A 25906-nucleotide genomic window follows, 5' to 3' on the forward strand; every position below is an offset into this window, starting at 1 on the left:
TCTTAGCGGAAACTGACTGTTTCACCGGCCTGCTGCGTTGCCGCCTGTTCCAGCAAATCCCAGAAGGTTTCACCGCTACGGTCGCAAATCCATTCGTCACCTTTCAGATCAAAATGGTAGCCGCCCTGTTTGGTTGCCAGCCAAACCTGGTGCAGCGGTTCCTGACGGTTGATAATGATTTTGCTGCCATTTTCAAAGGTAATGGTCAGCACACCGCCGTTGATTTCGCAGTCGATATCGCTGTCGCCATCCCAGTCGTCCAGACGCTCTTCAATGGTCAGCCACAGTTGATCAGCCAGGCGATGAAATTCACTGTCGTTCATTGTTGTATCCTGTTTTTAAGTGATGGCGGCAGTATAGCGGCATGGTGTCAGGGCTTCAAAGTTTGCCCGTCTGCTGCTGCGTTCCGGCACGATTCCTCCGTCACCGGAATAATAATGTCGCTGTTATGAATTTCACGGACATTCTTTTCTCTGACGTATGTTTTCGCTGGGCAGGGGGAGGGTGTGCGATAAAGCTGATCGTCAATCCAGGTGTAGACATAGCTATCGTCATAAGCAAAGCGCTCCGTTGCTATCAGCGCACCGCTGCTGGTGAATACCTGCACATCCTGTTTTTGTCGGGTACTTTGCAGAAAGTAATGACGCTCCTTGCCCGTATTTATCGGTTTATTTTTGATGGGCAAAGATGACTCCAACTCTATGATTTCGAGCCGATCTTCTCCAAAATGCGAGCGCCTGACGACGTAGAGTTGGTTTTTGTACTGTGCAATACGTTCGGTAATCAGATGAAACTTTTTTGGATCAATGCCTTCCAGGTAATGCCACTCACTCCATTGCAGGTCGGGTGAAAGCGCTTTTCGCCAGCCTACTCCCGATTTATTTACGATAAATGAAGATTCATTGTCCCCATCTTCGTATGCCTTGGCGGGTTTTAAAGAGGATGTGTGCTTGATGCCAGTGGGAGTAAATGAGCCATCTTTCATTATCTCACCGTCCAACTGGCTAAGGCTGACGTTCAGCCAGTCGTCTTTAGCGGCTTTGATACGTGCCGCTTTGGGATATTGCGTAGGGTAACGCCAAAGCTGCGCACCATCGAATGCATAAACGTAACGATCGTCGCGAGCAAACCATTTTTTGTAATGCGGGTTATTGCCACGGTGTGCATCTGCTTCATTCGGCACACGGTAGTCCAGCAGTATCAGTGGGCCAACGGATTCAAACACCTGTAAACCGTCTTTCTCATGTCCGTCCCAATTTGTTGATCGGGTGAGTAAATAGCCATGATGCCTTCCTGCATTAAAACGTTTATTGATGATCAGATTCGGGTTATCCAGGGTGATGATCTCCAACTGATTTTCACCGAAGGGGGTCTTACTGATTGCATACAACTTGTCCTGATACTGCGCCACGATGTCACTGATCGGGTGAAACTGCTCCGGGTCGAGACTGGGTAATTCTTCCTGCTCACAATCTGGCCCCTTGCGCCAGAACACCTTTTTTTCTAACAGCGTAAAGTTGTCACATTGCCGGGATATATCTTCATTCCTTGCCAAACGAACCTGATCAATGACTTTACGATGCTCGCCGTGTTTATCACGCCAGCTAAACAGGGTGCCGGGCATCCAGCGAACGACAGAAAAATTGTCCGGATCGGCATCCAGTTGCTCTCCATTGATCAGCAACTTTGTTCGTGTGCGGGTAAGCATATCCCACGGGCCAAAGGGGTAGGCAATGCAGGGAAAAAACGTTGAAGCGAATTTCCCTTGTTGACCCCAGGATTTTTGCGCGATCACGGAAAAACTCTCTGGGTTATCAAAACGGTGCCCATCGATATAAAGAAAATGCGCGTCACGTAGCACCAATCCCAGCCGATCAGGCATCCAACGGCTACCTAATCCTACTTTGCGCAGCGTTTTTTCATCGACGCGTTGCTTGCCGCCATTTTCATCTGTCCGTTGGCCTTTGTAATAAATGCTGTTTTTATCGACGGCAAAATCGCCCCATGAATGGAACGAGGCTACATCGACCGGTGGATAACCAGATGGATTTTGTACAATCTTGCCCGCATAAATGACAAAACGGCCATCGCTAAAGTAAGCATAATTTGGATACCAGGCCCATGCGCCCTGATCAATATAATCGGTGGTAAGGTCGTTTAACGGCGGTTCTTTTTCCCCATCGTCCTGGGTGTCAGGAGCAATGAATAAATCAGGTAAACGACGCAGTCGCTGGTAATTTACTTCCGGTAACGAAAGATTTGTCTCTTCATTAGGGCGCAGGTATACCACGCCTTTTCCCTGTTTCTGGTAAATATTATGATCAGGTTCACCGAGCGAGCATCCCCACGCTGACGGAACTAAAAAAGACAACAAACAAACCACATTGCGATAGTGCATAAAGCCATCCTGGCGCGAGGTGCCGATCACGAAACTACCAGCAAAACATAAATCCCCACGTGTAAGCGTTATACTCGCAGCAATTCCTCATTTTTCAGACTTCATAAAGAGTCGCTAAACGCTTGCTTTTACGTCTTCTCCTGCGATGATAGAAAGCAGAAAGCGATGAACTTTACAGGCAATCCATAATGAAAAACGTGTTTAAGGCACTCACTGTATTACTTACTCTCTTCAGCCTGACGGGCTGCGGTCTGAAAGGTCCGCTCTATTTCCCGCCTGCAGATAAAAACGCACCGCCACCGACCAAACCGGTAGAGACGCAAACGCAATCCACGGTGCCGGATAAAAACGATCGCGCCACTGGCGATGGTCCATCCCAGGTGAATTACTAAAAGTCAGTTTCTGTACCCGCGTGATTGGAGTAAATGATGCAGTTCTCGAAAATGCATGGCCTTGGCAACGATTTTATGGTCGTCGACGCGGTAACGCAGAATGTCTTTTTTTCACCAGAACTGATTCGTCGCCTGGCGGATCGGCACCTGGGGATAGGGTTTGACCAACTGCTGGTGGTTGAGCCACCGTATGATCCGGAACTGGATTTTCACTATCGCATTTTCAATGCTGATGGCAGTGAAGTAGCGCAGTGCGGCAACGGCGCGCGCTGCTTTGCCCGTTTTGTGCGTCTGAAAGGGCTGACCAATAAGCGCGATATCCGCGTCAGTACTGCCAACGGGCGGATGGTTCTGACCGTCACCGATGACGATCTGGTGTGCGTAAATATGGGCGAACCCAACTTCGAACCTTCTGCCGTGCCATTTCGCGCTAACAAAGCGGAAAAGACCTATATTATGCGCGCCGCCGAGCAGACAATCTTATGCGGCGTGGTGTCGATGGGAAATCCGCACTGCGTGATTCAGGTTGATGATGTCGATACTGCGGCGGTAGAAACGCTTGGTCCTGTTCTGGAAAGCCACGAACGTTTTCCGGAGCGCGCCAATATCGGTTTTATGCAAGTGGTTAAACGCGAACATATTCGTTTACGCGTTTATGAGCGTGGGGCAGGAGAAACCCAGGCCTGCGGCAGCGGCGCGTGTGCGGCGGTGGCGGTAGGGATTCAGCAAGGTTTGCTGGCCGAAGAAGTACGCGTGGAACTCCCCGGCGGTCGTCTTGATATCGCCTGGAAAGGTCCGGGTCACCCCTTATATATGACGGGGCCGGCGGTACATGTCTACGACGGATTTATTCATCTATGAAGCAACCAGGGGAAGAACTGCAGGAAACACTCACGGAGCTAGATGACCGGGCGGTTGTCGATTATCTGATTAAAAATCCTGAGTTTTTTATCCGCAATGCGCGCGCAGTAGAAGCGATACGTGTGCCGCATCCGGTACGCGGCACCGTTTCGTTGGTCGAGTGGCACATGGCCCGCGCACGTCATCATATTCATGTTCTGGAAGAGAACATGGCGCTGTTGATGGAACAGGCTATCGCCAACGAAGGCTTGTTCTATCGCTTACTTTACCTGCAGCGTAGTCTCACCGCCGCCAGCAGTCTCGACGATATGCTGATGCGTTTTCACCGCTGGGCGCGCGATCTCGGCCTGGCAGGTGCGAGTCTGCGCCTGTTTCCGGATCGCTGGCGCTTAGGTGCGCCGTCAAACTACACTCATCTCGCATTAAGCCGTCAGTCTTTCGAACCGCTGCGTATTCAGCGTCTGGGGCAGGAACAGCACTATCTTGGGCCGCTTAACGGACCGGAGCTGCTGGTGGTGCTACCGGAAGCGAAAGCGGTGGGATCGGTGGCGATGTCGATGCTGGGAAGCGATGCTGATTTGGGTGTCGTGCTGTTCACCAGCCGCGATGCCAGTCACTATCAACAAGGGCAGGGAACGCAGTTACTTCATGAAATTGCGCTGATGTTGCCGGAGCTTCTGGAGCGTTGGATTGAACGCGTATGACCGATTTACACACCGATGTAGAACGCTACCTACGTTATCTGAGCGTGGAGCGCCAGCTTAGCCCGATAACCCTGCTTAACTACCAGCGCCAACTTGAGGCGATCATCAATTTTGCCAGCGAAAACGGCCTGCAAAGCTGGCAGCAATGTGATGCGGCGATGGTGCGCAATTTCGCTGTACGCAGTCGCCGTAAAGGGCTTGGCGCGGCAAGCCTCGCATTACGCCTCTCTGCGCTACGTAGCTTTTTTGACTGGTTGGTCAGCCAGAACGAACTTAAAGCCAACCCGGCGAAAGGTGTTTCGGCACCGAAAGCGCCGCGTCATCTGCCGAAAAATATCGACGTCGATGATATAAATCGGCTGCTGGATATTGATATCAACGATCCCCTCGCCGTGCGCGATCGGGCAATGCTGGAAGTGATGTACGGCGCGGGTCTGCGTCTTTCCGAACTGGTGGGGCTTGATATCAAACACCTCGACCTGGAGTCCGGTGAAGTGTGGGTGATGGGGAAAGGCAGCAAAGAGCGCCGCCTGCCGATTGGTCGCAACGCTGTGGCGTGGATTGAGCACTGGCTTGATTTGCGCGACCTGTTTGGTAGCGAAGACGACGCGCTTTTTCTGTCGAAACTGGGCAAGCGTATCTCCGCGCGTAATGTGCAGAAACGCTTTGCCGAATGGGGCATCAAACAAGGGCTGAATAATCACGTTCACCCGCATAAATTACGTCACTCGTTCGCTACGCATATGCTGGAGTCGAGCGGTGATCTTCGTGGTGTGCAGGAGCTGCTGGGTCATGCGAACCTTTCTACCACGCAAATCTATACTCATCTTGATTTTCAACACCTTGCCTCGGTGTACGATGCGGCGCATCCACGCGCCAAACGGGGGAAATAATGCGTTTTTACCGGCCTTTGGGGCGCATCTCGGCGCTCACCTTTGACCTGGATGATACCCTTTACGATAACCGTCCGGTGATTTTGCGCACTGAGCAGGAGGCGCTTACCTTTGTGCAAAATTACCATCCGGCGCTGCGCAGCTTCCAGAATGAAGATCTGCAACGTCTGCGTCAGGCGGTACGGGAAGCGGAACCCGAGATTTATCATGATGTGACGCGCTGGCGTTTTCGCTCAATAGAACAAGCGATGCTTGACGCCGGGCTGAGCGCAGAAGAAGCCAGTGCAGGCGCACACGCGGCAATGATCAACTTTGCCAAATGGCGTAGCCGGATCGACGTTCCGCAGCAAACCCACGACACCTTAAAACAGCTGGCGAAGAAATGGCCGCTGGTGGCGATCACCAACGGTAACGCCCAGCCGGAGCTGTTTGGTTTGGGGGATTATTTTGAGTTTGTGCTGCGTGCTGGCCCGCACGGGCGCTCAAAACCGTTCAGCGATATGTACTTCCTGGCGGCGGAAAAACTCAACGTGCCGATCGGCGAGATCTTACATGTCGGGGACGATCTCACCACTGACGTGGGTGGGGCAATTCGCAGCGGAATGCAGGCCTGTTGGATCAGACCGGAAAATGGCGATCTGATGCAAACCTGGGACAGCCGTTTACTCCCGCATCTGGAAATTTCCCGGTTGGCATCTCTGACCTCGCTGATATAATCAGCAAATCTGTATATATACCCAGCTTTTTGGCGGAGGGCGTTGCGCTTCTCCGCCCAACCTATTTTTACGCGGCGGTGCCAATGGACGTTTCTTACCTGCTCGACAGCCTTAATGACAAACAGCGCGAAGCGGTGGCCGCGCCACGCAGCAACCTTTTGGTGCTGGCGGGCGCGGGCAGTGGTAAGACGCGCGTACTGGTGCATCGTATCGCCTGGCTGATGAGCGTGGAAAACTGCTCGCCGTACTCGATTATGGCGGTGACATTTACCAACAAAGCGGCGGCGGAAATGCGCCATCGTATCGGGCAACTGATGGGTACCAGCCAGGGCGGTATGTGGGTCGGCACTTTCCACGGGCTGGCACACCGTCTGCTGCGTGCGCACCATATGGACGCCAACCTGCCGCAGGATTTCCAGATCCTCGACAGCGAAGACCAGCTGCGCCTGCTTAAGCGTCTGATCAAAGCCATGAACCTCGACGAGAAGCAGTGGCCGCCGCGCCAGGCAATGTGGTACATCAACAGCCAGAAAGATGAAGGGCTGCGTCCGCATCATATTCAAAGCTACGGTAATCCGGTGGAGCAGACCTGGCAGAAGGTGTACCAGGCGTATCAGGAAGCGTGTGACCGCGCGGGCCTGGTGGACTTCGCTGAACTACTGCTACGCGCCCACGAACTGTGGCTTAACAAGCCGCATATCCTGCAACACTACCGCGAACGTTTTACCAATATCCTGGTGGACGAATTCCAGGATACCAACAACATTCAGTACGCGTGGATCCGCCTGCTGGCGGGCGATACTGGCAAAGTGATGATTGTTGGCGATGACGACCAGTCAATCTACGGCTGGCGTGGGGCGCAGGTAGAGAATATTCAGCGTTTCCTCAATGATTTCCCCGGTGCCGAAACTATCCGTCTGGAGCAAAACTACCGCTCTACCAGCAATATCCTGAGCGCGGCGAACGCCCTGATTGAAAACAACAACGGGCGTTTGGGTAAAAAGTTGTGGACCGATGGCGCGGACGGTGAGCCGATTTCCCTCTATTGCGCTTTTAACGAACTCGACGAAGCGCGTTTTGTGGTTAACCGCATCAAGACCTGGCAGGACAAGGGCGGGGCGCTCGCCGAGTGCGCCATTCTCTATCGCAGCAACGCCCAGTCGCGCGTGCTGGAAGAGGCGTTATTACAAGCCAGTATGCCGTACCGTATTTATGGCGGGATGCGCTTCTTCGAACGCCAGGAAATCAAAGATGCGCTCTCGTATCTGCGCCTGATTGCCAACCGTAACGACGACGCGGCCTTTGAGCGCGTGGTGAATACGCCAACGCGGGGTATTGGTGACCGGACGCTGGACGTGGTACGTCAGACATCGCGCGATCGCCAGTTAACACTCTGGCAGGCGTGCCGCGAATTATTGCAGGAAAAAGCGCTCGCCGGGCGTGCTGCCAGCGCTTTGCAACGGTTTATGGAACTGATCGACGCCTTAGCGCAAGAAACTGCCGATATGCCGCTGCATGTACAGACTGACCGGGTAATTAAAGACTCCGGCCTGCGCACCATGTACGAGCAGGAGAAGGGCGAAAAAGGCCAGACGCGTATCGAAAACTTAGAGGAACTGGTGACGGCAACGCGCCAGTTCAGCTACAACGAAGAAGACGAAGATTTAATGCCGCTGCAGGCGTTCCTCTCCCATGCGGCACTGGAAGCAGGTGAAGGGCAGGCGGATACCTGGCAGGATGCGGTACAGCTGATGACGCTACACTCGGCGAAAGGTCTGGAATTCCCGCAGGTGTTTATTGTTGGTATGGAAGAGGGCATGTTCCCAAGCCAGATGTCGCTGGATGAAGGCGGGCGTCTGGAAGAAGAACGCCGTCTGGCCTACGTTGGCGTAACCCGCGCGATGCAGAAACTGACACTGACCTACGCGGAAACCCGCCGTCTGTATGGCAAAGAGGTTTACCATCGCCCGTCGCGCTTTATTGGTGAGCTGCCGGAAGAGTGTGTGGAAGAGGTGCGTTTACGCGCTACGGTAAGCCGCCCGGTCAGCCATCAACGGATGGGTACGCCGATGGTCGAGAACGACAGCGGCTACAAGCTCGGCCAGCGCGTACGCCACGCCAAGTTTGGTGAAGGCACCATCGTCAATATGGAAGGCAGCGGTGAGCATAGCCGTTTGCAGGTGGCATTCCAGGGCCAGGGTATTAAATGGCTGGTGGCGGCTTACGCCCGGCTGGAGACGGTATAACGTTGCCGGATGCGGTGCTGCGCACCTTATCCGGCCTACAAAATCATGTAGATTCAATAAATTGCAATGTCATGTAGGCCGGGTAAGGCGTTTGCGCCGCATCCGGCATCTGCACCATATTCAGTGACACAAAACGGTTGTTTTAACTTTTCTGCTCGACGGAAATCATGGTAACAAAAGGATAGCGTTGCCACGGGATTGCCCCGCCTTTCACATACATATGTGAAATCGTGCCATCAAGATAAAGCAGTTGCTCAACGTTCAGTTTCGTTTTGGCATAACAGGCAAAATCATAAAAATTTGTCACCTGCTGGCTCAACAAAAACACGGCGTTCCCTTGTTTATTAATCCCAACACCGTTACGAATTTTGCGTGAGGCGACGTTGGGATGAATACGCGGATTAATGACGCCGTTTTCCATCAACATTGGCCCTGACTGCACCGCGAACTGAATCTCTTTACTGGTTTTAAAGGCATCCAGACGAACGATGCCGACTTTATCTCCCGCGACATAAAACACACCGCCAGGACGGATAAAGAAATTCCCTTCACCTGAAGCGAGATTTAACGCCACCTTCTGCTGACCGTTTTCGATGTACAAACCGAGCGGCGCATAGCTTTCATCATAGATGCTGCCGTTCATCGCCATTTGCACCTGACCCTGACTATTAATATCCGTCAGCAGCGCATGTAACGTTTCCCACGCTTCGCCATTGGCTTTTTGCCAGTACATTTTCACCCGCTCTGTTTGAGGATTAACGGTATACGCCTGTATGGTCAGTGTCGGATCTGATAGTGCGCAATCATCAGCGGCAACAGCAAACAAGGGAAGTAAGGTGAGGGCGAGAAAAATCCGTTTGAGATTCAAGGTGATCATTCCTTTACCAATGAGTAGCCGATGCGCCATTATAGGTCCTGGATGTGGGATTTTTTTATCCTGTTAGCGACCTTGACGAGTACCAAAAAGCGCGAAGTTCAACTATTGTTCTGTGGTGTTCTGTTGCGTGTTGACGGCAAAATTTTGCTGGCGTAACATGCGCGCACGATCACTCTAAGAGGACATTCGCCTTGGACACACCCAGTAGATACTGGCTCATTATCCTGTCATCCAGGATCAACTCCTAAGGCTATCCCTTTTTGCTGATAGCCTTAGCGGTTGTCAGCGACCTCAATTTTTCCCGTCGCGCTGAGTCAGGCTGTTTAATGGTCTGAAACCCAATTTGTTTCTGTGTGCCCACCGAACTGTCCGATATTTTAAGCATTGGGAGTCCCGGTCATGCTGAGCGCATTTCAACTGGAAAATAACCGACTGACCCGGCTGGAAGTCGAAGAGTCACAACCCCTTGTAAATGCAGTATGGATTGATCTTGTCGAACCGGACGACGACGAGCGACTGCGCGTACAATCTGAACTTGGCCAGAGCCTGGCAACACGCCCGGAACTGGAAGACATCGAAGCATCAGCGCGTTTCTTTGAAGACGATGACGGCCTGCATATTCACTCCTTCTTCTTCTTTGAAGATGCGGAAGATCACGCCGGTAACTCCACTGTGGCATTTACCATCCGTGATGGTCGTCTGTTTACTCTGCGTGAGCGTGAACTGCCTGCATTCCGTCTGTATCGTATGCGCGCCCGTAGCCAGTCAATGGTGGACGGTAACGCCTACGAGCTGCTGTTGGATCTGTTCGAAACCAAAATCGAACAGCTGGCAGATGAAATTGAAAATATCTACAGCGACCTGGAGCAGTTGAGCCGGGTGATTATGGAAGGGCATCAGGGCGATGAGTACGACGAGGCGCTCTCCACGCTGGCGGAACTGGAAGATATCGGCTGGAAAGTTCGCCTGTGTCTGATGGATACCCAGCGCGCGCTCAACTTCCTGGTACGTAAAGCACGCTTACCGGGTGGGCAACTGGAGCAGGCGCGTGAAATCCTGCGAGATATCGAATCCCTGCTGCCGCATAACGAATCCCTGTTCCAGAAGGTGAACTTCCTGATGCAGGCGGCGATGGGCTTTATCAATATCGAGCAGAACCGCATCATTAAAATCTTCTCGGTGGTATCCGTGGTGTTCCTGCCACCGACGCTGGTCGCTTCCAGCTACGGGATGAACTTTGAGTTTATGCCGGAACTGAAGTGGAGCTTCGGCTACCCAGGCGCGATTATCTTTATGATCCTCGCGGGCCTGGCACCGTATCTTTACTTTAAGCGGAAGAACTGGTTGTAATATAAATGCCGGGTAAAGATTGTTCTTTATCCGGCTTATTGCTGAAAATTGTCTTTTTCAAAGTCATGCGGGTTGAACACTCGCTCTATCTTATTTTCCTGGGTTAGTTGATACTCATTGTTATCAGCAATAAAAAAATGAGTATTACGGTAAGGATATTCATTAATAACCATTAAATAGTTTTTTACGATGCAATTATCATTGCTCTTAATCGTCGGGAAACAGTAGAGATCTTCATACAGCCCTTCGATATATTTTTTATAGTCAGTGAAGCCATTACCGATATCAATAACATACCAGGTATGCCAACTACCTTCTGGTAGGGGATTTTGACTTTTAATTTCATCCTGATGCTTCAGATACCAATTTATTTTATCGCTATCAGTCCATGGCAGATGATCAACGACCAGAAAGACTGAATTGCCAGCATCAGAGTATGTATACAAAATCTGTACAGGACGCAATGTCCATAAATTATAGATGCAGCATATAAGAAATAAATATAATATAATTTTCTGGAGTTTGCTTTTCATAGATAATTTTCGATTCTTTCGATAGTGTTAAAATTGGTAAAAAAAGGTTTGAAAGCAAAGTCTTTATGCCGTTGTAAAAAGAACCATATGCGAAAAAATCTATACTTGTTGTAAATCTTGTTTTTTATATCAGTCACATCCAAACCAAAGTGGTCTTGTGCTATGAAATGAATGGTAGCGCTCCAGCCCATAGGATATTTTTGAAAATTTAAAAGAGATATTTTTTGAGCTGAGATATCATGAATGCTGATTCCCAGGCCATTAAAATTATCTTTAAAATCATTGAATTTATTTAGTCTTGATGAAAGTAATTCGGTCTTAATCTTTTGTAGGAGAAGAGGCCGGTATCCTATCGTAGGTGTTGAAGAAATATCATTTTCGATACATTCTTTGATTACACGTATTGGGCTATTATAATCATATTTGTTTATTCGTTCATGAAAAGATAAGTTCAATTCCTGGCTATGGAAACTGTTGCCATTTCCATATCTAAAATGATCAATCAGATCCTGGATGAGTGTTTTGTATTGTCCAAAAAAGGAAAACATTTTTGCCAGATCTTTCATTTCTGCAAATAAAATATCAATACATTCACTTTGTGATATTTTTGTTCCAGAAGTTGGAACACTAAAAGCACCATAAGTAGAATTCGGCCCAGGAAAATGGTATTTAATGAGGCGGTAAGGATCAACTTTTGCAGAGATGTCGCTTAAGCCGAGTGAGAGAAAATCTTGTTCTTCCATATCCCCATACTGCATATCATCAGCAGAAAAATCATCGAATAAAGTAATAGTTTCGAAAAGTGTACAGGGCATATTAATTGATGAGCCTAATATGTTGTTCATTTATATTCTCCTTTCTTATAATTAAGGGCAATGTTAATTTGATAAGAAATAATAGGGTAAAAAAATTTTAAAAAAGAAATGCACTTCACATTTTTCATTACATTCTGAAGAGAACTTGGTTAATGATTGGTCTTGCTCATCGCTAATAACATAATGCTGAATTTACCAAAAATGAAATTTATTAAAGCAAATGAAAATATACAACGACGTCTGGAAATTCTGCCTTTCCTTATGTGAGTCTCCTGTCAGCATGGCAATATGCCCACTCTCATGCAAGAGTCGGCATATTTTTTCAGAATATATTTATTTTTTATTTGGACGTTCTACGCTGCGTATAAATCGCATCCATCACAAAAATTGCCAGCGCCACCCAAATAAAGGCGAAGGTCACCATCTTATCGGCACCCGGTTTTTCACCATAAAACGTCACAGCCAGCAGGAACATCAGCGTCGGGCCAATGTACTGAAAAAAGCCTAACGTTGAGAGACGCAGGCGTGTCGCAGCCGCAGTAAAACACAACAGTGGAACGGTGGTGACAATACCGGCGGCGATCAGCAGTAAATTAAGCGACATCGGGTTTTGCCCCATATGGCTGGTTGAGCTGTCGGCAATAGCAAACAGGTAAATCGCCGCCACGGGCAGCAGCCACATGGTTTCGATTAACATGCCGGTTTGCGCTTCAACGGCAATTTTCTTGCGTACCAGGCCGTAGAAGGCAAAACTAAACGCCAGCCCCAGCGCGATGATTGGCAGCGAACCAAAAGTCCAGAGCTGGACCAATACACCACATATCGCCAGAATCACCGCCAGCCATTGCATCCGGCGGAATCGCTCGCCGAGGAAAATCATCCCCAGCACAATGTTCACCAGTGGGTTAATAAAATAACCGAGGCTCGCTTCCAGCATATGGTGATTGTTCACCGCCCAGATAAACAGTAGCCAGTTGCCGCCAATCAGTACGGCAGAGACGGCCAGCATAAAAATTTTCTGTGGCGTCTGAATTAGCGTTTTTAAATAAGACCACTGGCGGCAGATGCTCATCAGCACCACCATAAAGAAAAACGACCAGATCACGCGATGCGTCAGGATCTCATCGGCGGGCACGTAGTAAATCAGCTTGAAGTACGCTGGCGCAATACCCCAAATAAAATAAGCGGCAAGAGCGAGTAATACGCCCTGCCGCGTTTGTTTTGCATCCATCGGGAATACTCATTTTTAATTGGTAACAGCAGTTTACCTGCTTTTACGTTATCAACCTACCATATAGGTGGCGGTGGCACTGGCTATATAAAGCTGTTCTTCATTGTGTAATTCAACGCGGGCGACGGCGACTTTATTGCCCGCACGCAACAGACTACTGGTAGCAGTAAAACGCTCACCCCTGCCTGGGCGCAGATAATCGACGCGAAGATCAATGGTCCCCATCCGCGATAGCCGCTGGCGTAGTTCATCTTCACTGATGGTTTCGTGGCGGGTTAAGGTACTTCCCACGCACACCAGACCTGCGGCGACATCCAGCGCCGACGCAATGACCCCGCCGTGCAAAATGCTTTGCGCCCAGTTACCCACCATCATTGGCTGATTTTTAAAGGCCAGCTGTGCGAACTCTTTTTCGTAACGCTCCAGTTCCATCCCTAACGCACGGTTAAATGGCATGTGATAAACAAACATCTCACCCACTAATTTCAGGGCTTGTTCAGCGGTCAGTACGGCAGACATATCATCCTTACACTTCATTGGTTAATGAAATGTTGATTTTATGCTTCTTTTTTGTTGGTTTCTACTTTAGGAAGGGATAACTAACGGCAAAGGAGTTAAGTATGTAAAATAGCCCGCAGAAAAATATTCATCTAATCAATAATTCGTTACGGAGAACACGACCGATGCGGACTCTGCAGGGCTGGTTGTTGCCGGTGTTTATGTTGCCAATGGCAGTGTATGCGCAAGAGGCAACGGTGAAAGAGGTGCATGACACGCCTGCGGTGCGTGGCAGTATTATCGCGAATATGCTGCAGGAGCATGACAATCCTTTCACGCTCTATCCTTATGACACCAACTACCTCATCTACACCCAAACCAGCGATCTGAATAAAGAAGCGATTGCCAGTTACGACTGGGCGGAAAATGCGCGTAAGGATGAAGTGAAATTCCAGTTGAGCCTGGCATTTCCGCTGTGGCGCGGAATATTGGGGCCAAACTCGGTGTTGGGGGCTTCTTACACGCAAAAATCCTGGTGGCAACTGTCCAACAGCGAAGAGTCTTCACCGTTTCGTGAAACCAACTACGAACCGCAATTGTTCCTTGGCTTTGCCACCGATTACCGCTTTGCTGGCTGGACGCTGCGCGATGTGGAGATGGGTTATAACCACGACTCTAACGGGCGTTCAGACCCGACTTCCCGCAGCTGGAACCGCCTTTATACCCGTCTGATGGCAGAAAACGGTAACTGGCTGGTAGAGGTGAAGCCGTGGTATGTGGTGGGGAATACTGACGATAACCCAGATATCACCAAATATATGGGTTACTACCAGCTTAAAATCGGCTATCACCTGGGTGATGCGGTGCTGAGTGCGAAAGGACAGTACAACTGGAACACCGGTTACGGTGGTGCGGAGTTAGGCTTAAGTTACCCGATCACCAGGCATGTGCGCCTTTATACCCAGATTTACAGCGGTTATGGCGAATCGCTCATAGACTATAACTTTAACCAGACCCGTGTGGGTGTGGGGGTTATGCTGAACGACTTGTTCTAATGTGAGTTGATTGAAAGGCAAAACTGGAATCCAGCATCCAGGATTACCCTCTCAGAGACTAAAAGCATTGCAGTTTCTCGCGCAGGCGCTGAAAATAGCGCCTGTTTTTATTTCAGGCAATCGGGGTTAATGTGGCGCAGGCGGAAGTGTTGAATCTGGAGTCCGGGGCTAAACAGGTTTTACAAGAAACCTTTGGCTACCAACAGTTTCGCCCCGGGCAGGAAGAGATTATTGACACCGTACTTTCCGGTCGCGATTGCCTGGTCGTCATGCCCACTGGTGGCGGAAAATCCCTTTGCTATCAAATTCCTGCCTTATTGCTAAACGGCCTTACCGTGGTTGTTTCACCACTGATTTCACTGATGAAAGATCAGGTAGATCAACTGCAAGCCAACGGCGTGGCGGCGGCGTGTCTTAACTCGACGCAAACCCGCGAGCAGCAGCTTGAAGTAATGACAGGCTGCCGTACCGGGCAAATCCGCCTGCTGTATATCGCGCCGGAACGCCTGATGCTGGATAACTTCCTTGAGCATCTGGCGCACTGGAATCCAGTGTTATTAGCCGTTGATGAAGCGCACTGTATCTCCCAATGGGGCCACGATTTCCGCCCGGAATACGCTGCCCTCGGTCAGCTGCGTCAGCGTTTTCCTACTCTGCCGTTTATGGCGCTAACCGCCACCGCCGACGACACCACGCGGCAGGATATCGTGCGCCTGCTGGGGCTGAACGATCCGCTGATTCAAATCAGCAGTTTTGATCGCCCGAACATTCGCTACATGCTGATGGAGAAATTCAAACCGCTCGATCAGTTGATGCGCTACGTGCAGGAACAACGCGGTAAGTCGGGGATTATTTACTGTAATAGTCGTGCGAAAGTAGAAGACACCGCCGCGCGTCTGCAAAGCAAGGGTATCAGCGCAGCGGCTTATCACGCCGGGCTTGAAAACGATGTCCGTGCGGACGTGCAGGAAAAATTCCAGCGCGATGACCTGCAAATTGTGGTGGCGACGGTAGCGTTCGGCATGGGCATCAACAAGCCTAACGTCCGCTTCGTGGTTCACTTTGATATTCCGCGCAATATCGAATCCTATTATCAGGAAACCGGACGCGCCGGGCGTGATGGCCTGCCCGCGGAAGCGATGCTGTTTTACGATCCAGCGGATATGGCGTGGTTGCGCCGTTGCCTTGAAGAGAAGCCGCAAGGGCAGTTGCAGGATATCGAACGTCATAAACTCAATGCGATGGGCGCGTTTGCCGAAGCACAAACTTGCCGTCGTCTGGTGCTGCTGAACTATTTTGGCGAAGGGCGGCAGGAGCCGTGCGGGAACTGCGATATCTGCCTCGATCCGCCGAAACAGTACGATGGTTCAACCGATGCACAGATTGCCCTTTCCACCATTGGTCGGGTGAATCAGCGTTTTGGTATGGGTTATGTGGTGGAAGTGATTCGCGGTGCTAATAATCAGCGTATCCGCGACTATGGTCATGACAAACTGAAAGTCTATGGCATGGGCCGTGATAAAAGCCATGAACATTGGGTCAGCGTGATCCGCCAGCTGATTCATCTCGGCCTTGTGACGCAAAATATCGCCCAGCATTCGGCATTACAACTGACAGAAGCCGCACGGCCTGTGTTGCGCGGCGAATCCTCTTTACAACTTGCCGTGCCGCGTATTGTGGCGCTCAAACCGAAAGCGATGCAGAAATCGTTCGGTGGCAATTACGATCGCAAACTGTTCGCCAAATTACGCAAACTGCGTAAATCCATTGCTGATGAAAGTAATGTCCCGCCGTATGTGGTGTTTAACGACGCGACCTTGATTGAGATGGCGGAACAGATGCCAATCACCGCCAGCGAAATGCTCAGCGTTAACGGCGTTGGGATGCGCAAGCTGGAACGCTTTGGCAAACCGTTTATGGCACTTATCCGTGCGCATGTCGATGGCGATGACGAAGAGTAGTCAGCAGCATAAAAAAGTGCCAGGATGAAGACTCCGTAAACGATTTCCCCGCGAGTCAATTGTATGTTGATGTTATTCCTCACCGTCGCCATGGTTCATATCGTGGCGCTTATGAGCCCCGGTCCCGATTTCTTTTTTGTCTCCCAGACTGCCGTTAGCCGTTCGCGCAAAGAAGCGATGATGGGCGTGCTGGGCATTACCTGCGGCGTAATGGTCTGGGCAGGGATCGCGTTGCTTGGCCTGCATTTAATTATCGAAAAAATGGCCTGGCTGCATACGCTGATTATGGTGGGCGGTGGCCTGTATCTCTGCTGGATGGGTTATCAGATGCTGCGTAGCGCACTGAAAAAAGAGGTCGTTTCTGCGCCTGCGCCACAGGTAGAACTGGCAAAAAGCGGGCGCAGTTTCCTGAAAGGCTTACTGACCAATCTCGCCAATCCGAAAGCGATTATCTACTTTGGTTCGGTATTCTCGCTGTTTGTCGGCGATAACGTCGGCACCACTGAGCGCTGGGGCATTTTCGCGTTGATTATTGTCGAAACACTGGCGTGGTTTACCGTCGTTGCCAGCCTGTTTGCCCTGCCGCAAATGCGCCGTGGTTATCAACGTCTGGCGAAGTGGATTGATGGTTTTGCCGGGGCGTTATTTGCCGGATTTGGTATTCATTTGATTATTTCGCGTTGATGCCAGACGCGTCATCAGAGTAAGTCGGATAAGGCGTTTACGCCGCATCCGACATTATTTTTCACGCATGTCTCGCCGATGCTAACAGCGCTCCCACCAGCATAAACAACGAGCCGAAAATCTTATTCAATGCCTTCATCTGTTTCGGCCCTTTTATCCATAACGCGATCCGTTGGGCGAGGGTGGCGTAACCGATCATCACAATAATATCGACCACAATGGTGGTGACGCCGAGCACTACATACTGCATAACTTGCGGCTGTTGCGGCATGATGAATTGTGGAAAAAGTGCTGCCAGAAACACAATACTTTTGGGATTGGTGAGATTCACAAACACTGCGCGTTGGAACAAATGTCGGCGCGATTGAGTAGAGGCCAGCGATTTAAGATCAATTGCGCCAGCAGCACGCCACTGCTGGATACCCAGCCAAATCAAATAAGCTGCTCCTGCCCACTTCAACACTTCAAACGCAATCACTGAGCGGGAAAATAGCGTACCCAACCCCACACCAACCAGCACAATATGAATCGCCAGTCCGGTCTGAAGCCCAGCAATAGACGCCATCGCACCACGATAACCGTGGTTGAGCGAGGTGGTCATGGTGTTGATTGCACCAGAGCCTGGCGACAGGCTTAAAATGATTGATGTTAGCAGGTAGGCAAACCACCATTCTAAGGTCATGATGAACTCCCGGTGTGTCTATTTTTGTGCCACAATACGCTACTGTCGAAGCGTTGTGTCAGGCACGCTTAAAAAAACGATTTTACGTGGTTTAAGAGGCAGATTACCCGATGTTTCAGCAGCAAAAAGACTGGGAAACAAGAGAAAACGCGTTTGCTGCTTTTACCATGGGACCGCTGACTGATTTCTGGCGTCAGCGTGATGAAGCAGAATTTACTGGTGTGGATGACATTCCGGTGCGCTTTGTCCGTTTTCGCGCGCAGCACCATGACCGGGTGATAGTCATCTGCCCGGGGCGTATTGAGAGCTACGTAAAATATGCGGAACTGGCCTACGACCTGTTCCATTTGGGGTTTGATGTCTTAATCATCGACCATCGCGGGCAGGGACGTTCCGGTCGCCTGTTAGCCGATCCGCATCTTGGGCATGTTAATCGCTTTAATGATTATGTTGATGATCTGGCGGCATTCTGGCAACAGGAGGTCCAGCCCGGTCCGTGGCGTAAGCGCTATATACTGGCACATTCGATGGGCGGTGCGATCTCCACGTTATTTCTGCAACGCCATCCAGGTGTATGTGACGCCATTGCGCTAACTGCACCAATGTTTGGGATCGTGATTCGTATGCCGTCATTTATGGCGCGGCAGATCCTTAACTGGGCCGAAGCACATCCACGTTTCCGTGATGGCTATGCAATAGGCACCGGGCGCTGGCGCGCGTTGCCGTTTGCTATCAACGTACTGACCCACAGCAGACAGCGATATCGACGTAACTTACGCTTTTATGCTGATGACCCAACGATTCGCGTCGGTGGGCCGACCTACCATTGGGTACGCGAAAGTATTCTGGCTGGCGAACAGGTGTTAGCCGGAGCGGGTGATGACGCTACGCCAACGCTTCTCTTGCAGGCTGAAGAGGAACGCGTGGTGGATAACCGCATGCACGACCGTTTTTGTGAACTCCGCACCGCTGCGGGCCATCCTGTCGAAGGAGGACGACCGCTGGTAATTAAAGGTGCGTACCATGAGATCCTTTTTGAAAAGGACGCAATGCGCTCAGTCGCGCTCCACGCCATTGTTGATTTTTTCAACAGGCATAACTCACCCAGCGGAAACCGCTCTACAGAGGTTTAAATTTCTTATGTACCAGGTTGTTGCGTCTGATTTAGATGGCACGTTACTTTCTCCCGACCATACGTTATCCCCTTACGCCAAAGAAACTCTGAAGCTGCTCACCGCGCGCGGCATTAACTTTGTGTTTGCGACCGGTCGCCACCACGTTGATGTGGGGCAAATTCGCGATAATCTGGAGATTAAGTCTTACATGATTACCTCCAATGGCGCGCGCGTTCACGATCTGGATGGCAATCTGATTTTTGCTCATAACCTGGATCGCGACATTGCCAGCGATCTGTTTGGCGTGGTCAACGACAACCCGGACATCATTACTAACGTTTATCGCGACGACGAATGGTTTATGAATCGCCACCGCCCGGAAGAGATGCGCTTTTTTAAAGAAGCGGTGTTCAAATATGCGCTGTATGAGCCAGGATTACTGGATCCGGAAGGCGTCAGCAAAGTGTTCTTCACCTGTGATTCTCATGAACAACTGCTGCCGCTGGAGCAGGCAATCAACGCTCGTTGGGGCGATCGCGTCAACGTCAGTTTCTCTACCCTAACTTGTCTGGAAGTGATGGCGGGCGGCGTTTCAAAAGGCCATGCCCTGGAAGCGGTGGCGAAGAAACTGGGCTACAGTCTGAAAGATTGTATTGCCTTTGGTGACGGGATGAACGACGCCGAAATGCTGTCGATGGCAGGTAAAGGCTGCATTATGGGCAGTGCGCACCAGCGTCTGAAAGATCTGCATCCGGAGCTGGAAGTGATTGGTACTAACGCCGAGGATGCAGTGCCGCATTATCTGCGTAAACTCTATTTATCGTAATCGTTCTTTATTTGGTCAGTTGTCAACCTGATACTTCGCTACAATGGATACTCGTTAATCAAAGAGTTTTCCATTGTGGCGCTACTTATCATCACCACGATTCTGTGGGCCTTCTCCTTTAGCTTTTATGGCGAGTACCTTGCGGGGCACGTCGATAGCTATTTTGCAGTGCTGGTGCGCGTTGGCCTGGCGGCACTCGTGTTTCTGCCGTTTCTGCGTACCCGTGGCAATAGCCTGAAAACGGTTGGCCTGTATATGCTGGTGGGCGCGATGCAGCTTGGCGTGATGTATATGCTGAGTTTTCGCGCCTATCTCTACCTGACGGTCTCCGAGCTGTTGCTGTTCACCGTACTGACTCCGCTCTACATCACGCTGATTTATGACATCATGAGTAAGCGCCGTCTGCGCTGGGGCTATGCTTTTAGCGCCTTGTTGGCGGTGATTGGTGCCGGGATTATTCGCTATGATCAGGTCACCGACCACTTCTGGACTGGCCTGCTGCTGGTGCAACTCTCCAATATCACTTTTGCCATCGGCATGGTGGGTTACAAACGCCTGATGGAAACTCGTCCGATGCCACAGCATAACGCCTTTGCGTGGTTCTATCTTGGCGCGTTTCTGGTGGCAGTGATTGCATGGTTTTTGCTGGGAAATGCGCAGAAAATGCCGCAAACCACGCTGCAATGGGGCATTCTGGTGTTTCTTGGCGTGGTGGCCTCCGGAATTGGCTACTTTATGTGGAACTACGGCGCGACGCAGGTGGACGCCGGAACGCTGGGCATTATGAATAATATGCACGTTCCGGCAGGGCTGCTGGTTAACCTGGCTATCTGGCACCAACAGCCGCACTGGCCAACGTTTATTACAGGCGCGCTGGTGATCCTGGCCTCACTGTGGGTGCATCGTAAGTGGGTCGCTCCGCGCTCTTCACAAACGGCAGATGATCGCAGGCGTGATTGCGCGCTGAACGAATAAACGCTTCTGTAATCGGCTGACGCTGCTCGCCATCGCGCACGGCGGCGTACAGTCGGCTCCACAAGCCTTCGCCCAAGGTTTTGGTGACCACCAGACCCTGGCGTTCAAAACTCTCCACCACCCAGTGCGGTAGCGCAGCGATGCCCATCCGTGCGGCAACCATCTGAATCAACAACAAGGTGTTATCGACGCTTTTCAGTGACGGGCTAACGCCTGCGGGCTGAAGAAAATGCCGCCAGACATCCAGTCGGCTACGCTGCACCGGATAAATCAACAGCGTTTCGCTGGCGAGGTCTTCCGGCGTGATTCGCGTTTTCGCCGCCAGTGGATGGTCAGGCGCTAACACCAGACGCACTTCATAATCGAACATCGGCGAATAATGCAGGCCACTGCGCGGCAGAATATCGGAGGTCATCACCAGATCCAGCTCACCCTGCTGCAACGCGGGCTGCGGGTCAAACGTCACGCCCGATTTAAAATCCATCTCCACCTGCGGCCAGTTCTTATGGAAATTTTCTAACGCGGGCGTCAGCCACTGAATACAGCTATGGCACTCAATGGCAATGCGCAGGCGCGTCTGCTGCGGTTCATTGCAGGCTTGCAGTGCCTGGCTGATTTGCGGCAGCACCTGATTCGCCAGTTGCAACAGGATTTCTCCCTGCGGTGTAAACCGAAGCGGCTGGCTTTTACGCACAAATAGCCGGAAGCCAAGGCGTTGTTCCAGATCGCTAAACTGGTGAGACAGGGCGGATTGCGTTTGATGCAACGTCGCCGCAGCGGCTGCGAGTGAGCCGCAGTTCCGCAACGCTTGTAGCGTTTTCAGGTGTTTTACTTCGATCATGAAAGTCCTTCACTTCGGCATGAATAATTTGCGCTTGAGGAATATACAGTAACCGCCAATTATGGATGTGTAAACATCTGGACGGCTAAAATCCTTCGTCTTTTAAATTTATGGTGCGTTGGCTGCGTTTCTTCACCCCGGTCACTTACTTCAGTAAGCTCCCGGGGATGAATAAACTTGCCGCCTTCCCTAAATTCAAAATCCATAGGATTTACATATAATTAGAGGAAGAAAAATGACAATATTGAATCACACCCTCGGTTTCCCTCGCGTTGGCCTGCGTCGCGAGCTGAAAAAAGCGCAAGAGAGTTATTGGGCGGGGAACTCCACGCGTGAAGAACTGCTGGCGGTTGGGCGTGAATTACGTGCCCGTCACTGGGATCAACAAAAGCAAGCAGGTATCGACCTGCTGCCGGTGGGCGATTTTGCCTGGTACGATCATGTCCTGACCACCAGCCTGCTGCTGGGTAACGTTCCGGCGCGTCACCAGAACAAAGATGGTTCGGTAGATATCGACACCCTGTTCCGTATTGGTCGTGGACGTGCACCGACTGGTGAACCTGCGGCGGCAGCGGAAATGACCAAATGGTTTAACACCAACTATCACTACATGGTGCCGGAGTTCGTTAAAGGCCAACAGTTCAAACTGACCTGGACGCAACTGCTGGAGGAAGTGGACGAGGCGCTGGCGCTGGGCCACAAGGTCAAGCCCGTGCTGCTGGGGCCGGTTACCTACCTGTGGCTGGGTAAAGTGAAAGGTGAACAGTTTGATCGCCTGAGCCTGCTAAACGACATTCTGCCGGTTTATCAGCAAGTGTTGGCAGAACTGGCAAAACGCGGCATTGAGTGGGTACAGATCGACGAACCGGCTCTGGTACTGGAACTGCCGCAGGCGTGGCTGGACGCCTATAAACCCGCTTACGACGCGCTCCAGGGCCAGGTGAAACTGCTGCTGACCACCTATTTTGAAGGCGTAACGCCAAACCTCGACACCATTACTGCGCTGCCTGTTCAGGGGCTGCATGTCGATCTCGTACATGGTAAAGATGACGTTGCTGAACTGCACAAGCGTCTGCCTTCTGACTGGCTGCTGTCTGCGGGTCTTATCAATGGTCGTAACGTCTGGCGCGCCGATCTTACCGAGAAATATGCGCAAATTAAGGACATTGTCGGCAAACGTGATTTGTGGGTGGCATCTTCCTGCTCATTGCTGCACAGCCCTATCGACCTGAGTGTGGAAACGCGTCTTGATGCGGAAGTGAAAAGCTGGTTTGCCTTCGCCCTGCAAAAATGCCATGAACTGGCGCTGCTGCGCGATGCGTTGAACAGTGGTGACACGGCAGCTCTGGCAGAGTGGAGCGCTCCGATTCAGGCGCGTCGTCACTCAACCCGCGTCCATAATCCGGCGGTAGAAAAACGTCTGGCAGCGATCACAGCCCAGGACAGCCAGCGTGCGAACGTTTATGAAGTGCGTGCTGAAGCCCAGCGTGCGCGTTTTAAACTGCCAGCCTGGCCGACCACCACGATTGGCTCTTTCCCGCAAACCACAGAAATCCGTACCCTGCGTCTGGATTTCAAAAAGGGTAATCTCGACGCCAACAACTACCGCACGGGCATTGCAGAACATATCAAGCAGGCCATTGTTGAGCAGGAACGTCTGGGTCTGGATGTGCTGGTGCATGGTGAGGCCGAGCGTAATGACATGGTGGAATACTTTGGCGAGCACCTGGATGGCTTTGTCTTTACGCAAAACGGTTGGGTACAGAGCTACGGTTCCCGCTGCGTGAAGCCACCGATTGTTATTGGTGACGTTAGCCGCCCGGCACCGATTACCGTGGAGTGGGCGAAGTATGCGCAATCTCTGACTGATAAACCGGTGAAAGGGATGCTGACTGGCCCGGTGACCATTCTCTGCTGGTCGTTCCCGCGTGAAGATGTCAGCCGTGAAACCATCGCCAAACAAATTGCGCTGGCGCTTCGTGATGAAGTGGCCGATCTGGAAGCCGCTGGAATTGGCATCATCCAGATTGATGAACCGGCGCTACGCGAAGGTTTACCGCTGCGTCGCAGCGACTGGGATGCCTATCTCCAGTGGGGCGTGGAGGCTTTCCGTATCAACGCTGCCGTAGCGAAAGATGACACGCAAATCCACACTCACATGTGTTACTGCGAGTTCAACGACATCATGGATTCGATTGCGGCGCTGGATGCTGACGTCATCACAATCGAAACCTCGCGTTCCGACATGGAGTTGCTGGAGTCGTTTGAAGAGTTTGATTATCCGAATGAAATCGGTCCTGGCGTCTATGACATTCACTCGCCAAACGTACCGAGCGTGGAATGGATTGAGTCCCTGCTGAAGAAAGCGGCACAACGCATTCCGGCAGAGCGTCTGTGGGTCAACCCGGACTGTGGCCTGAAAACGCGCGGCTGGCCAGAAACCCGCGCGGCACTGGCGAACATGGTGCAGGCGGCGCAGAATTTGCGTCGGGGATGATGAGTATTAACGAGTCACTGTAAATTGCAGTACGATGAAAGAGGCGAAACTGCCTGATACCAGGCCTACATAATTTATTCAATTTATTGAATTTTCAAGATTTAGTTGGCCAGATAAGGCGTTCACGCCGCATCCGGCATGAACAACACGCACTTTGCCAATAATCTGATGGCTTCCATCACCGGAAGCCATTTTGCTATCTGCGGCCGTTCAGACACAGAAATAACCGAATCATTTTTTTCGCAAAATATAATCCTGAGCGATTTGTTCAGTAATCAACGCTACGTTATTTATTCTCACTTTTCACGAGATTGTATCCCTTTTCAGTAACGTGGTAGTGAGGCATAGACTTATGTCCGCTATCCTCAATAATAACCAAACCCTCGTTAGCTAATTTGTTAACAATGTTAACAACATTACCGAATCCTGGAATTTGCCTTATAGATAGTGTGCGATCGAGATTCATCCAGTTCCAGTTTATATCTTTCTCAGCCATAACTTTCAGTACGTTAATTTCAGTTTCAGTTATCATAGTCAAGTGCATCCTGGTGGTATAAGTCATTAAGTTCTCCCTTAAGTTTATAATCTTCTAGAGTAGCAGTATGCGTATGATTCCAGAGTGCATAGCCTGCGTCACCATCAGGTTGTCCTGTTTCCCAACCAAGATTACAGTAACGCTGATATTCCCGACATTCATGAGTATAGAAGTTAAGATCTACTTGTTCTGGGGGGATTTTTCCTTTCTCAATGTCTTTCAGTCTATTGATCATCACTTCATTTACAGGGTCATGACCAAATCTGGCTATGTGTTTTTCAACAATAGCGATACCTTCCCTGTTGATTGTTACGCCATCTGTCGTCAGATTTTCTATTGGACCACCGGCAAGGTCGGGATTAAATGGTCTTCCTGATACTGCTCCTCTGGCTCCGAAATGCTCAAGTGATTCCAAATCAGGGAGTCTCATTCTCCCCAGAACTGCTCCAGCAACTATTGAAGCACCAGCGATGAGTAACCCTTTGTTATCCATAACTTGATCGTAACCAGCAGGTGCATCTCCCCCCAACTTGTTTGCTGTTTCCCTGAATCCTTCGATATTCCCATTGTATATGCCGCCAGCAGCAAGCAGTCTGCCAACAGCTTTACTATTGAGTGTTTTGAGGCCATTATCATCTTTAGTTTTTGGCCGTGGTATAAACAGACGATTGTAGTTATCGGGAAATGCCAAATAACTAAATTCAGTATTAGCAATCAGATGCCTGGAGAGTATATATTAATAACTGACAGTGATGGTTTCTGTATCCAGATTGTTCTCCGTAAACAGGTGATTGATTGCTGATAAGAGCGCGCCGCGGAGTTGAATGTTGTAATATTTCTCCCATCGACCAAATCTATTGATCCGATAGAAGTCAAACTCCATGAACAACTGCTCGTTATTGTTAATAGCGTTAATAAGTAACGGGGAGCTTTTGTCAATCAACTTACAGAAACTAAGGCCATGCAAATGTGACCCTTTTCCTGTATTCGTAATACTATTAGAGAGCGAGAACGCGAAGATTTCATCTTCATGACCAATCTGCCAGCGATTACCTATTGATGTGCTCGTTCCACAACGAGAGGAAATACATCCGTGTTGTTCTCCGGTTATGGTCAGGTAAATAATATCACTCATCCTTGAAAAACCTTTTGTTAATTCTTTTGTGAAAGAAAAATAGTATTGTTATTTTTTACCTTTATTTACGCCTAATAGGGATGAAC

The 25906-nt window shown here is 50.5% G+C and carries 25 protein-coding genes and 1 pseudogene; 15 read left to right on the top strand and 11 right to left on the bottom strand.

Annotation, left to right across the window (positions count from 1 at the left end; all coding sequences use genetic code 11):
* Positions 1-2 precede the first annotated feature (2 nt).
* Together cyaY and QUE74_RS23795 are read right to left on the bottom strand one after the other, a co-directional pair.
* Positions 3-323, bottom strand: a complete 321-nt coding sequence (gene cyaY / locus QUE74_RS23790; protein ID WP_000999947.1) for an iron donor protein CyaY — start codon at positions 321-323, stop codon at positions 3-5.
* A gap of 47 nt (positions 324-370) precedes the next feature.
* On the bottom strand, positions 371-2398 hold the full coding sequence (locus tag QUE74_RS23795; RefSeq protein WP_001361096.1) for a hypothetical protein: 2028 nt from the start codon (positions 2396-2398) through the stop codon (positions 371-373).
* Between the two features lie 188 nt (positions 2399-2586).
* On the opposite strand from QUE74_RS23795, the gene lptM reads away from it, so the two are divergent.
* The 6 genes from lptM (at position 2587) to uvrD (ending at position 8210) form a co-directional block, all read left to right on the top strand.
* Positions 2587-2790: an LPS translocon maturation chaperone LptM gene (gene lptM / locus QUE74_RS23800; RefSeq protein WP_000799889.1), complete on the top strand. Its 204-nt coding sequence runs from the start codon at positions 2587-2589 to the stop codon at positions 2788-2790.
* 36 nt (positions 2791-2826) lie between these two features.
* The gene (dapF, locus tag QUE74_RS23805; protein WP_001160647.1) at positions 2827-3651 is read left to right on the top strand and encodes a diaminopimelate epimerase; all 825 of its coding nucleotides are present in this window, start codon (positions 2827-2829) and stop codon (positions 3649-3651) included.
* Positions 3648-4355, top strand: a complete 708-nt coding sequence (locus QUE74_RS23810; RefSeq protein WP_000812786.1) for a DUF484 domain-containing protein — start codon at positions 3648-3650, stop codon at positions 4353-4355. The genes dapF and QUE74_RS23810 overlap by 4 nt, the downstream gene beginning before the upstream one ends.
* Complete coding sequence (gene xerC / locus QUE74_RS23815; protein WP_000130685.1) at positions 4352-5248, top strand: tyrosine recombinase XerC; 897 nt, start codon at positions 4352-4354, stop codon at positions 5246-5248. Before QUE74_RS23810 ends, xerC begins: the two co-directional genes overlap by 4 nt.
* Entirely contained in the window at positions 5248-5964 is a 717-nt protein-coding gene (yigB, locus tag QUE74_RS23820) for a 5-amino-6-(5-phospho-D-ribitylamino)uracil phosphatase YigB (RefSeq protein ID WP_001213567.1), read from the top strand. Before xerC ends, yigB begins: the two co-directional genes overlap by 1 nt.
* Positions 5965-6047: 83 nt before the next feature.
* The gene (uvrD, locus tag QUE74_RS23825) at positions 6048-8210 is read left to right on the top strand and encodes a DNA helicase II (protein ID WP_000383396.1); all 2163 of its coding nucleotides are present in this window, start codon (positions 6048-6050) and stop codon (positions 8208-8210) included.
* Positions 8211-8352: 142 nt separating this feature from the next.
* Here the strand turns inward: uvrD and QUE74_RS23830 are convergent, their stop codons facing one another.
* A complete protein-coding gene (locus tag QUE74_RS23830; RefSeq protein WP_000951158.1) occupies positions 8353-9117 on the bottom strand; it encodes a phosphodiester glycosidase family protein in 765 nt (254 codons plus the stop codon).
* 161 nt (positions 9118-9278) lie between these two features.
* Between QUE74_RS23830 and ysgD the strand changes: the two genes are divergently transcribed.
* Positions 9279-9335, top strand: coding sequence for a YsgD/CorL family protein (gene ysgD, locus QUE74_RS23835; RefSeq protein ID WP_212723238.1), 57 nt, complete (start codon positions 9279-9281; stop codon positions 9333-9335).
* A 151-nt stretch (positions 9336-9486) separates the two neighbouring features.
* Positions 9487-10437: a magnesium/cobalt transporter CorA gene (gene corA / locus QUE74_RS23840; protein WP_000947159.1), complete on the top strand. Its 951-nt coding sequence runs from the start codon at positions 9487-9489 to the stop codon at positions 10435-10437.
* 35 nt (positions 10438-10472) lie between these two features.
* Here the strand turns inward: corA and QUE74_RS23845 are convergent, their stop codons facing one another.
* The 4 genes from QUE74_RS23845 to yigI form a co-directional block, all read right to left on the bottom strand.
* On the bottom strand, positions 10473-10970 hold the full coding sequence (locus tag QUE74_RS23845; RefSeq protein WP_000837572.1) for a DUF943 family protein: 498 nt from the start codon (positions 10968-10970) through the stop codon (positions 10473-10475).
* On the bottom strand, positions 10967-11815 hold the full coding sequence (locus QUE74_RS23850) for a YPO3983 family protein (RefSeq protein ID WP_001059676.1): 849 nt from the start codon (positions 11813-11815) through the stop codon (positions 10967-10969). Before QUE74_RS23850 ends, QUE74_RS23845 begins: the two co-directional genes overlap by 4 nt.
* Before the next feature lie 310 nt (positions 11816-12125).
* Positions 12126-13016, bottom strand: coding sequence for an EamA family transporter RarD (gene rarD / locus QUE74_RS23855; protein ID WP_000339104.1), 891 nt, complete (start codon positions 13014-13016; stop codon positions 12126-12128).
* Between the two features lie 51 nt (positions 13017-13067).
* Complete coding sequence (gene yigI, locus QUE74_RS23860) at positions 13068-13535, bottom strand: acyl-CoA thioesterase YigI (protein WP_001277142.1); 468 nt, start codon at positions 13533-13535, stop codon at positions 13068-13070.
* A 164-nt stretch (positions 13536-13699) separates the two neighbouring features.
* Here yigI and pldA point away from each other — a divergent pair, with 164 nt between their 5' ends.
* From pldA to rhtC, 3 genes are all read left to right on the top strand, one after another.
* The gene (pldA, locus tag QUE74_RS23865; RefSeq protein WP_001259710.1) at positions 13700-14569 is read left to right on the top strand and encodes a phospholipase A; all 870 of its coding nucleotides are present in this window, start codon (positions 13700-13702) and stop codon (positions 14567-14569) included.
* A 131-nt stretch (positions 14570-14700) separates the two neighbouring features.
* Positions 14701-16530 (top strand): ATP-dependent DNA helicase RecQ, encoded by a 1830-nt coding sequence (recQ, locus tag QUE74_RS23870; protein ID WP_000035580.1) that lies wholly within the window; start codon positions 14701-14703, stop codon positions 16528-16530.
* 63 nt (positions 16531-16593) lie between these two features.
* Entirely contained in the window at positions 16594-17214 is a 621-nt protein-coding gene (rhtC, locus tag QUE74_RS23875; protein ID WP_000928845.1) for a threonine export protein RhtC, read from the top strand.
* Between the two features lie 61 nt (positions 17215-17275).
* On the opposite strand, the gene rhtB is transcribed toward rhtC, so the two are convergent.
* Entirely contained in the window at positions 17276-17896 is a 621-nt protein-coding gene (gene rhtB, locus QUE74_RS23880) for a homoserine/homoserine lactone efflux protein (protein ID WP_000171697.1), read from the bottom strand.
* Positions 17897-18006: 110 nt separating this feature from the next.
* Here rhtB and pldB point away from each other — a divergent pair, with 110 nt between their 5' ends.
* The 3 genes from pldB to bioP all read left to right on the top strand — a co-directional run bounded on the left by pldB (position 18007) and on the right by bioP (position 20812).
* A complete protein-coding gene (gene pldB, locus QUE74_RS23885; RefSeq protein ID WP_000487644.1) occupies positions 18007-19029 on the top strand; it encodes a lysophospholipase L2 in 1023 nt (340 codons plus the stop codon).
* A 7-nt stretch (positions 19030-19036) separates the two neighbouring features.
* The gene (gene yigL, locus QUE74_RS23890; protein ID WP_000285347.1) at positions 19037-19837 is read left to right on the top strand and encodes a sugar/pyridoxal phosphate phosphatase YigL; all 801 of its coding nucleotides are present in this window, start codon (positions 19037-19039) and stop codon (positions 19835-19837) included.
* A 75-nt stretch (positions 19838-19912) separates the two neighbouring features.
* The gene (gene bioP, locus QUE74_RS23895; protein ID WP_001196237.1) at positions 19913-20812 is read left to right on the top strand and encodes a biotin transporter; all 900 of its coding nucleotides are present in this window, start codon (positions 19913-19915) and stop codon (positions 20810-20812) included.
* Here bioP and metR read toward each other — a convergent pair.
* A complete protein-coding gene (gene metR, locus QUE74_RS23900) occupies positions 20700-21653 on the bottom strand; it encodes an HTH-type transcriptional regulator MetR (protein WP_000573618.1) in 954 nt (317 codons plus the stop codon). The two genes, bioP and metR, sit on opposite strands and share 113 nt — an antisense overlap.
* A gap of 235 nt (positions 21654-21888) precedes the next feature.
* On the opposite strand from metR, the gene metE reads away from it, so the two are divergent.
* A complete protein-coding gene (gene metE / locus QUE74_RS23905; RefSeq protein ID WP_000153918.1) occupies positions 21889-24150 on the top strand; it encodes a 5-methyltetrahydropteroyltriglutamate--homocysteine S-methyltransferase in 2262 nt (753 codons plus the stop codon).
* Between the two features lie 286 nt (positions 24151-24436).
* Here metE and QUE74_RS23910 read toward each other — a convergent pair whose 3' ends face one another.
* Both QUE74_RS23910 and tssD read right to left on the bottom strand, forming a co-directional pair.
* Positions 24437-24682, bottom strand: a complete 246-nt coding sequence (locus QUE74_RS23910; protein ID WP_000627422.1) for a hypothetical protein — start codon at positions 24680-24682, stop codon at positions 24437-24439.
* Positions 24672-25820: pseudogene (gene tssD, locus QUE74_RS23915) on the bottom strand (type VI secretion system tube protein TssD). The gene QUE74_RS23910 and the pseudogene tssD overlap by 11 nt, the downstream one beginning before the upstream one ends.
* Between the last annotated feature and the right edge of the window lie 86 nt (positions 25821-25906).

Origin of the sequence: Escherichia sp. 10290, from assembly GCF_030295155.1 — a bacterium.
Taxonomy (GTDB): Bacteria; Pseudomonadota; Gammaproteobacteria; order Enterobacterales; family Enterobacteriaceae; genus Escherichia; species Escherichia coli_F.

Coding starts and splice junctions, on each gene's coding strand:
- cyaY (WP_000999947.1), bottom strand. CDS start 323: ATGAACGACAGTGAATTTCATCGCCTGGCTGATCAACTGTGGCTGACC.
- QUE74_RS23795 (WP_001361096.1), bottom strand. CDS start 2,398: ATGCACTATCGCAATGTGGTTTGTTTGTTGTCTTTTTTAGTTCCGTCA.
- lptM (WP_000799889.1), top strand. CDS start 2,587: ATGAAAAACGTGTTTAAGGCACTCACTGTATTACTTACTCTCTTCAGC.
- dapF (WP_001160647.1), top strand. CDS start 2,827: ATGCAGTTCTCGAAAATGCATGGCCTTGGCAACGATTTTATGGTCGTC.
- QUE74_RS23810 (WP_000812786.1), top strand. CDS start 3,648: ATGAAGCAACCAGGGGAAGAACTGCAGGAAACACTCACGGAGCTAGAT.
- xerC (WP_000130685.1), top strand. CDS start 4,352: ATGACCGATTTACACACCGATGTAGAACGCTACCTACGTTATCTGAGC.
- yigB (WP_001213567.1), top strand. CDS start 5,248: ATGCGTTTTTACCGGCCTTTGGGGCGCATCTCGGCGCTCACCTTTGAC.
- uvrD (WP_000383396.1), top strand. CDS start 6,048: ATGGACGTTTCTTACCTGCTCGACAGCCTTAATGACAAACAGCGCGAA.
- QUE74_RS23830 (WP_000951158.1), bottom strand. CDS start 9,117: ATGGCGCATCGGCTACTCATTGGTAAAGGAATGATCACCTTGAATCTC.
- corA (WP_000947159.1), top strand. CDS start 9,487: ATGCTGAGCGCATTTCAACTGGAAAATAACCGACTGACCCGGCTGGAA.
- QUE74_RS23845 (WP_000837572.1), bottom strand. CDS start 10,970: ATGAAAAGCAAACTCCAGAAAATTATATTATATTTATTTCTTATATGC.
- QUE74_RS23850 (WP_001059676.1), bottom strand. CDS start 11,815: ATGAACAACATATTAGGCTCATCAATTAATATGCCCTGTACACTTTTC.
- rarD (WP_000339104.1), bottom strand. CDS start 13,016: ATGGATGCAAAACAAACGCGGCAGGGCGTATTACTCGCTCTTGCCGCT.
- yigI (WP_001277142.1), bottom strand. CDS start 13,535: ATGTCTGCCGTACTGACCGCTGAACAAGCCCTGAAATTAGTGGGTGAG.
- pldA (WP_001259710.1), top strand. CDS start 13,700: ATGCGGACTCTGCAGGGCTGGTTGTTGCCGGTGTTTATGTTGCCAATG.
- rhtC (WP_000928845.1), top strand. CDS start 16,594: ATGTTGATGTTATTCCTCACCGTCGCCATGGTTCATATCGTGGCGCTT.
- rhtB (WP_000171697.1), bottom strand. CDS start 17,896: ATGACCTTAGAATGGTGGTTTGCCTACCTGCTAACATCAATCATTTTA.
- pldB (WP_000487644.1), top strand. CDS start 18,007: ATGTTTCAGCAGCAAAAAGACTGGGAAACAAGAGAAAACGCGTTTGCT.
- yigL (WP_000285347.1), top strand. CDS start 19,037: ATGTACCAGGTTGTTGCGTCTGATTTAGATGGCACGTTACTTTCTCCC.
- metR (WP_000573618.1), bottom strand. CDS start 21,653: ATGATCGAAGTAAAACACCTGAAAACGCTACAAGCGTTGCGGAACTGC.
- metE (WP_000153918.1), top strand. CDS start 21,889: ATGACAATATTGAATCACACCCTCGGTTTCCCTCGCGTTGGCCTGCGT.
- QUE74_RS23910 (WP_000627422.1), bottom strand. CDS start 24,682: ATGATAACTGAAACTGAAATTAACGTACTGAAAGTTATGGCTGAGAAA.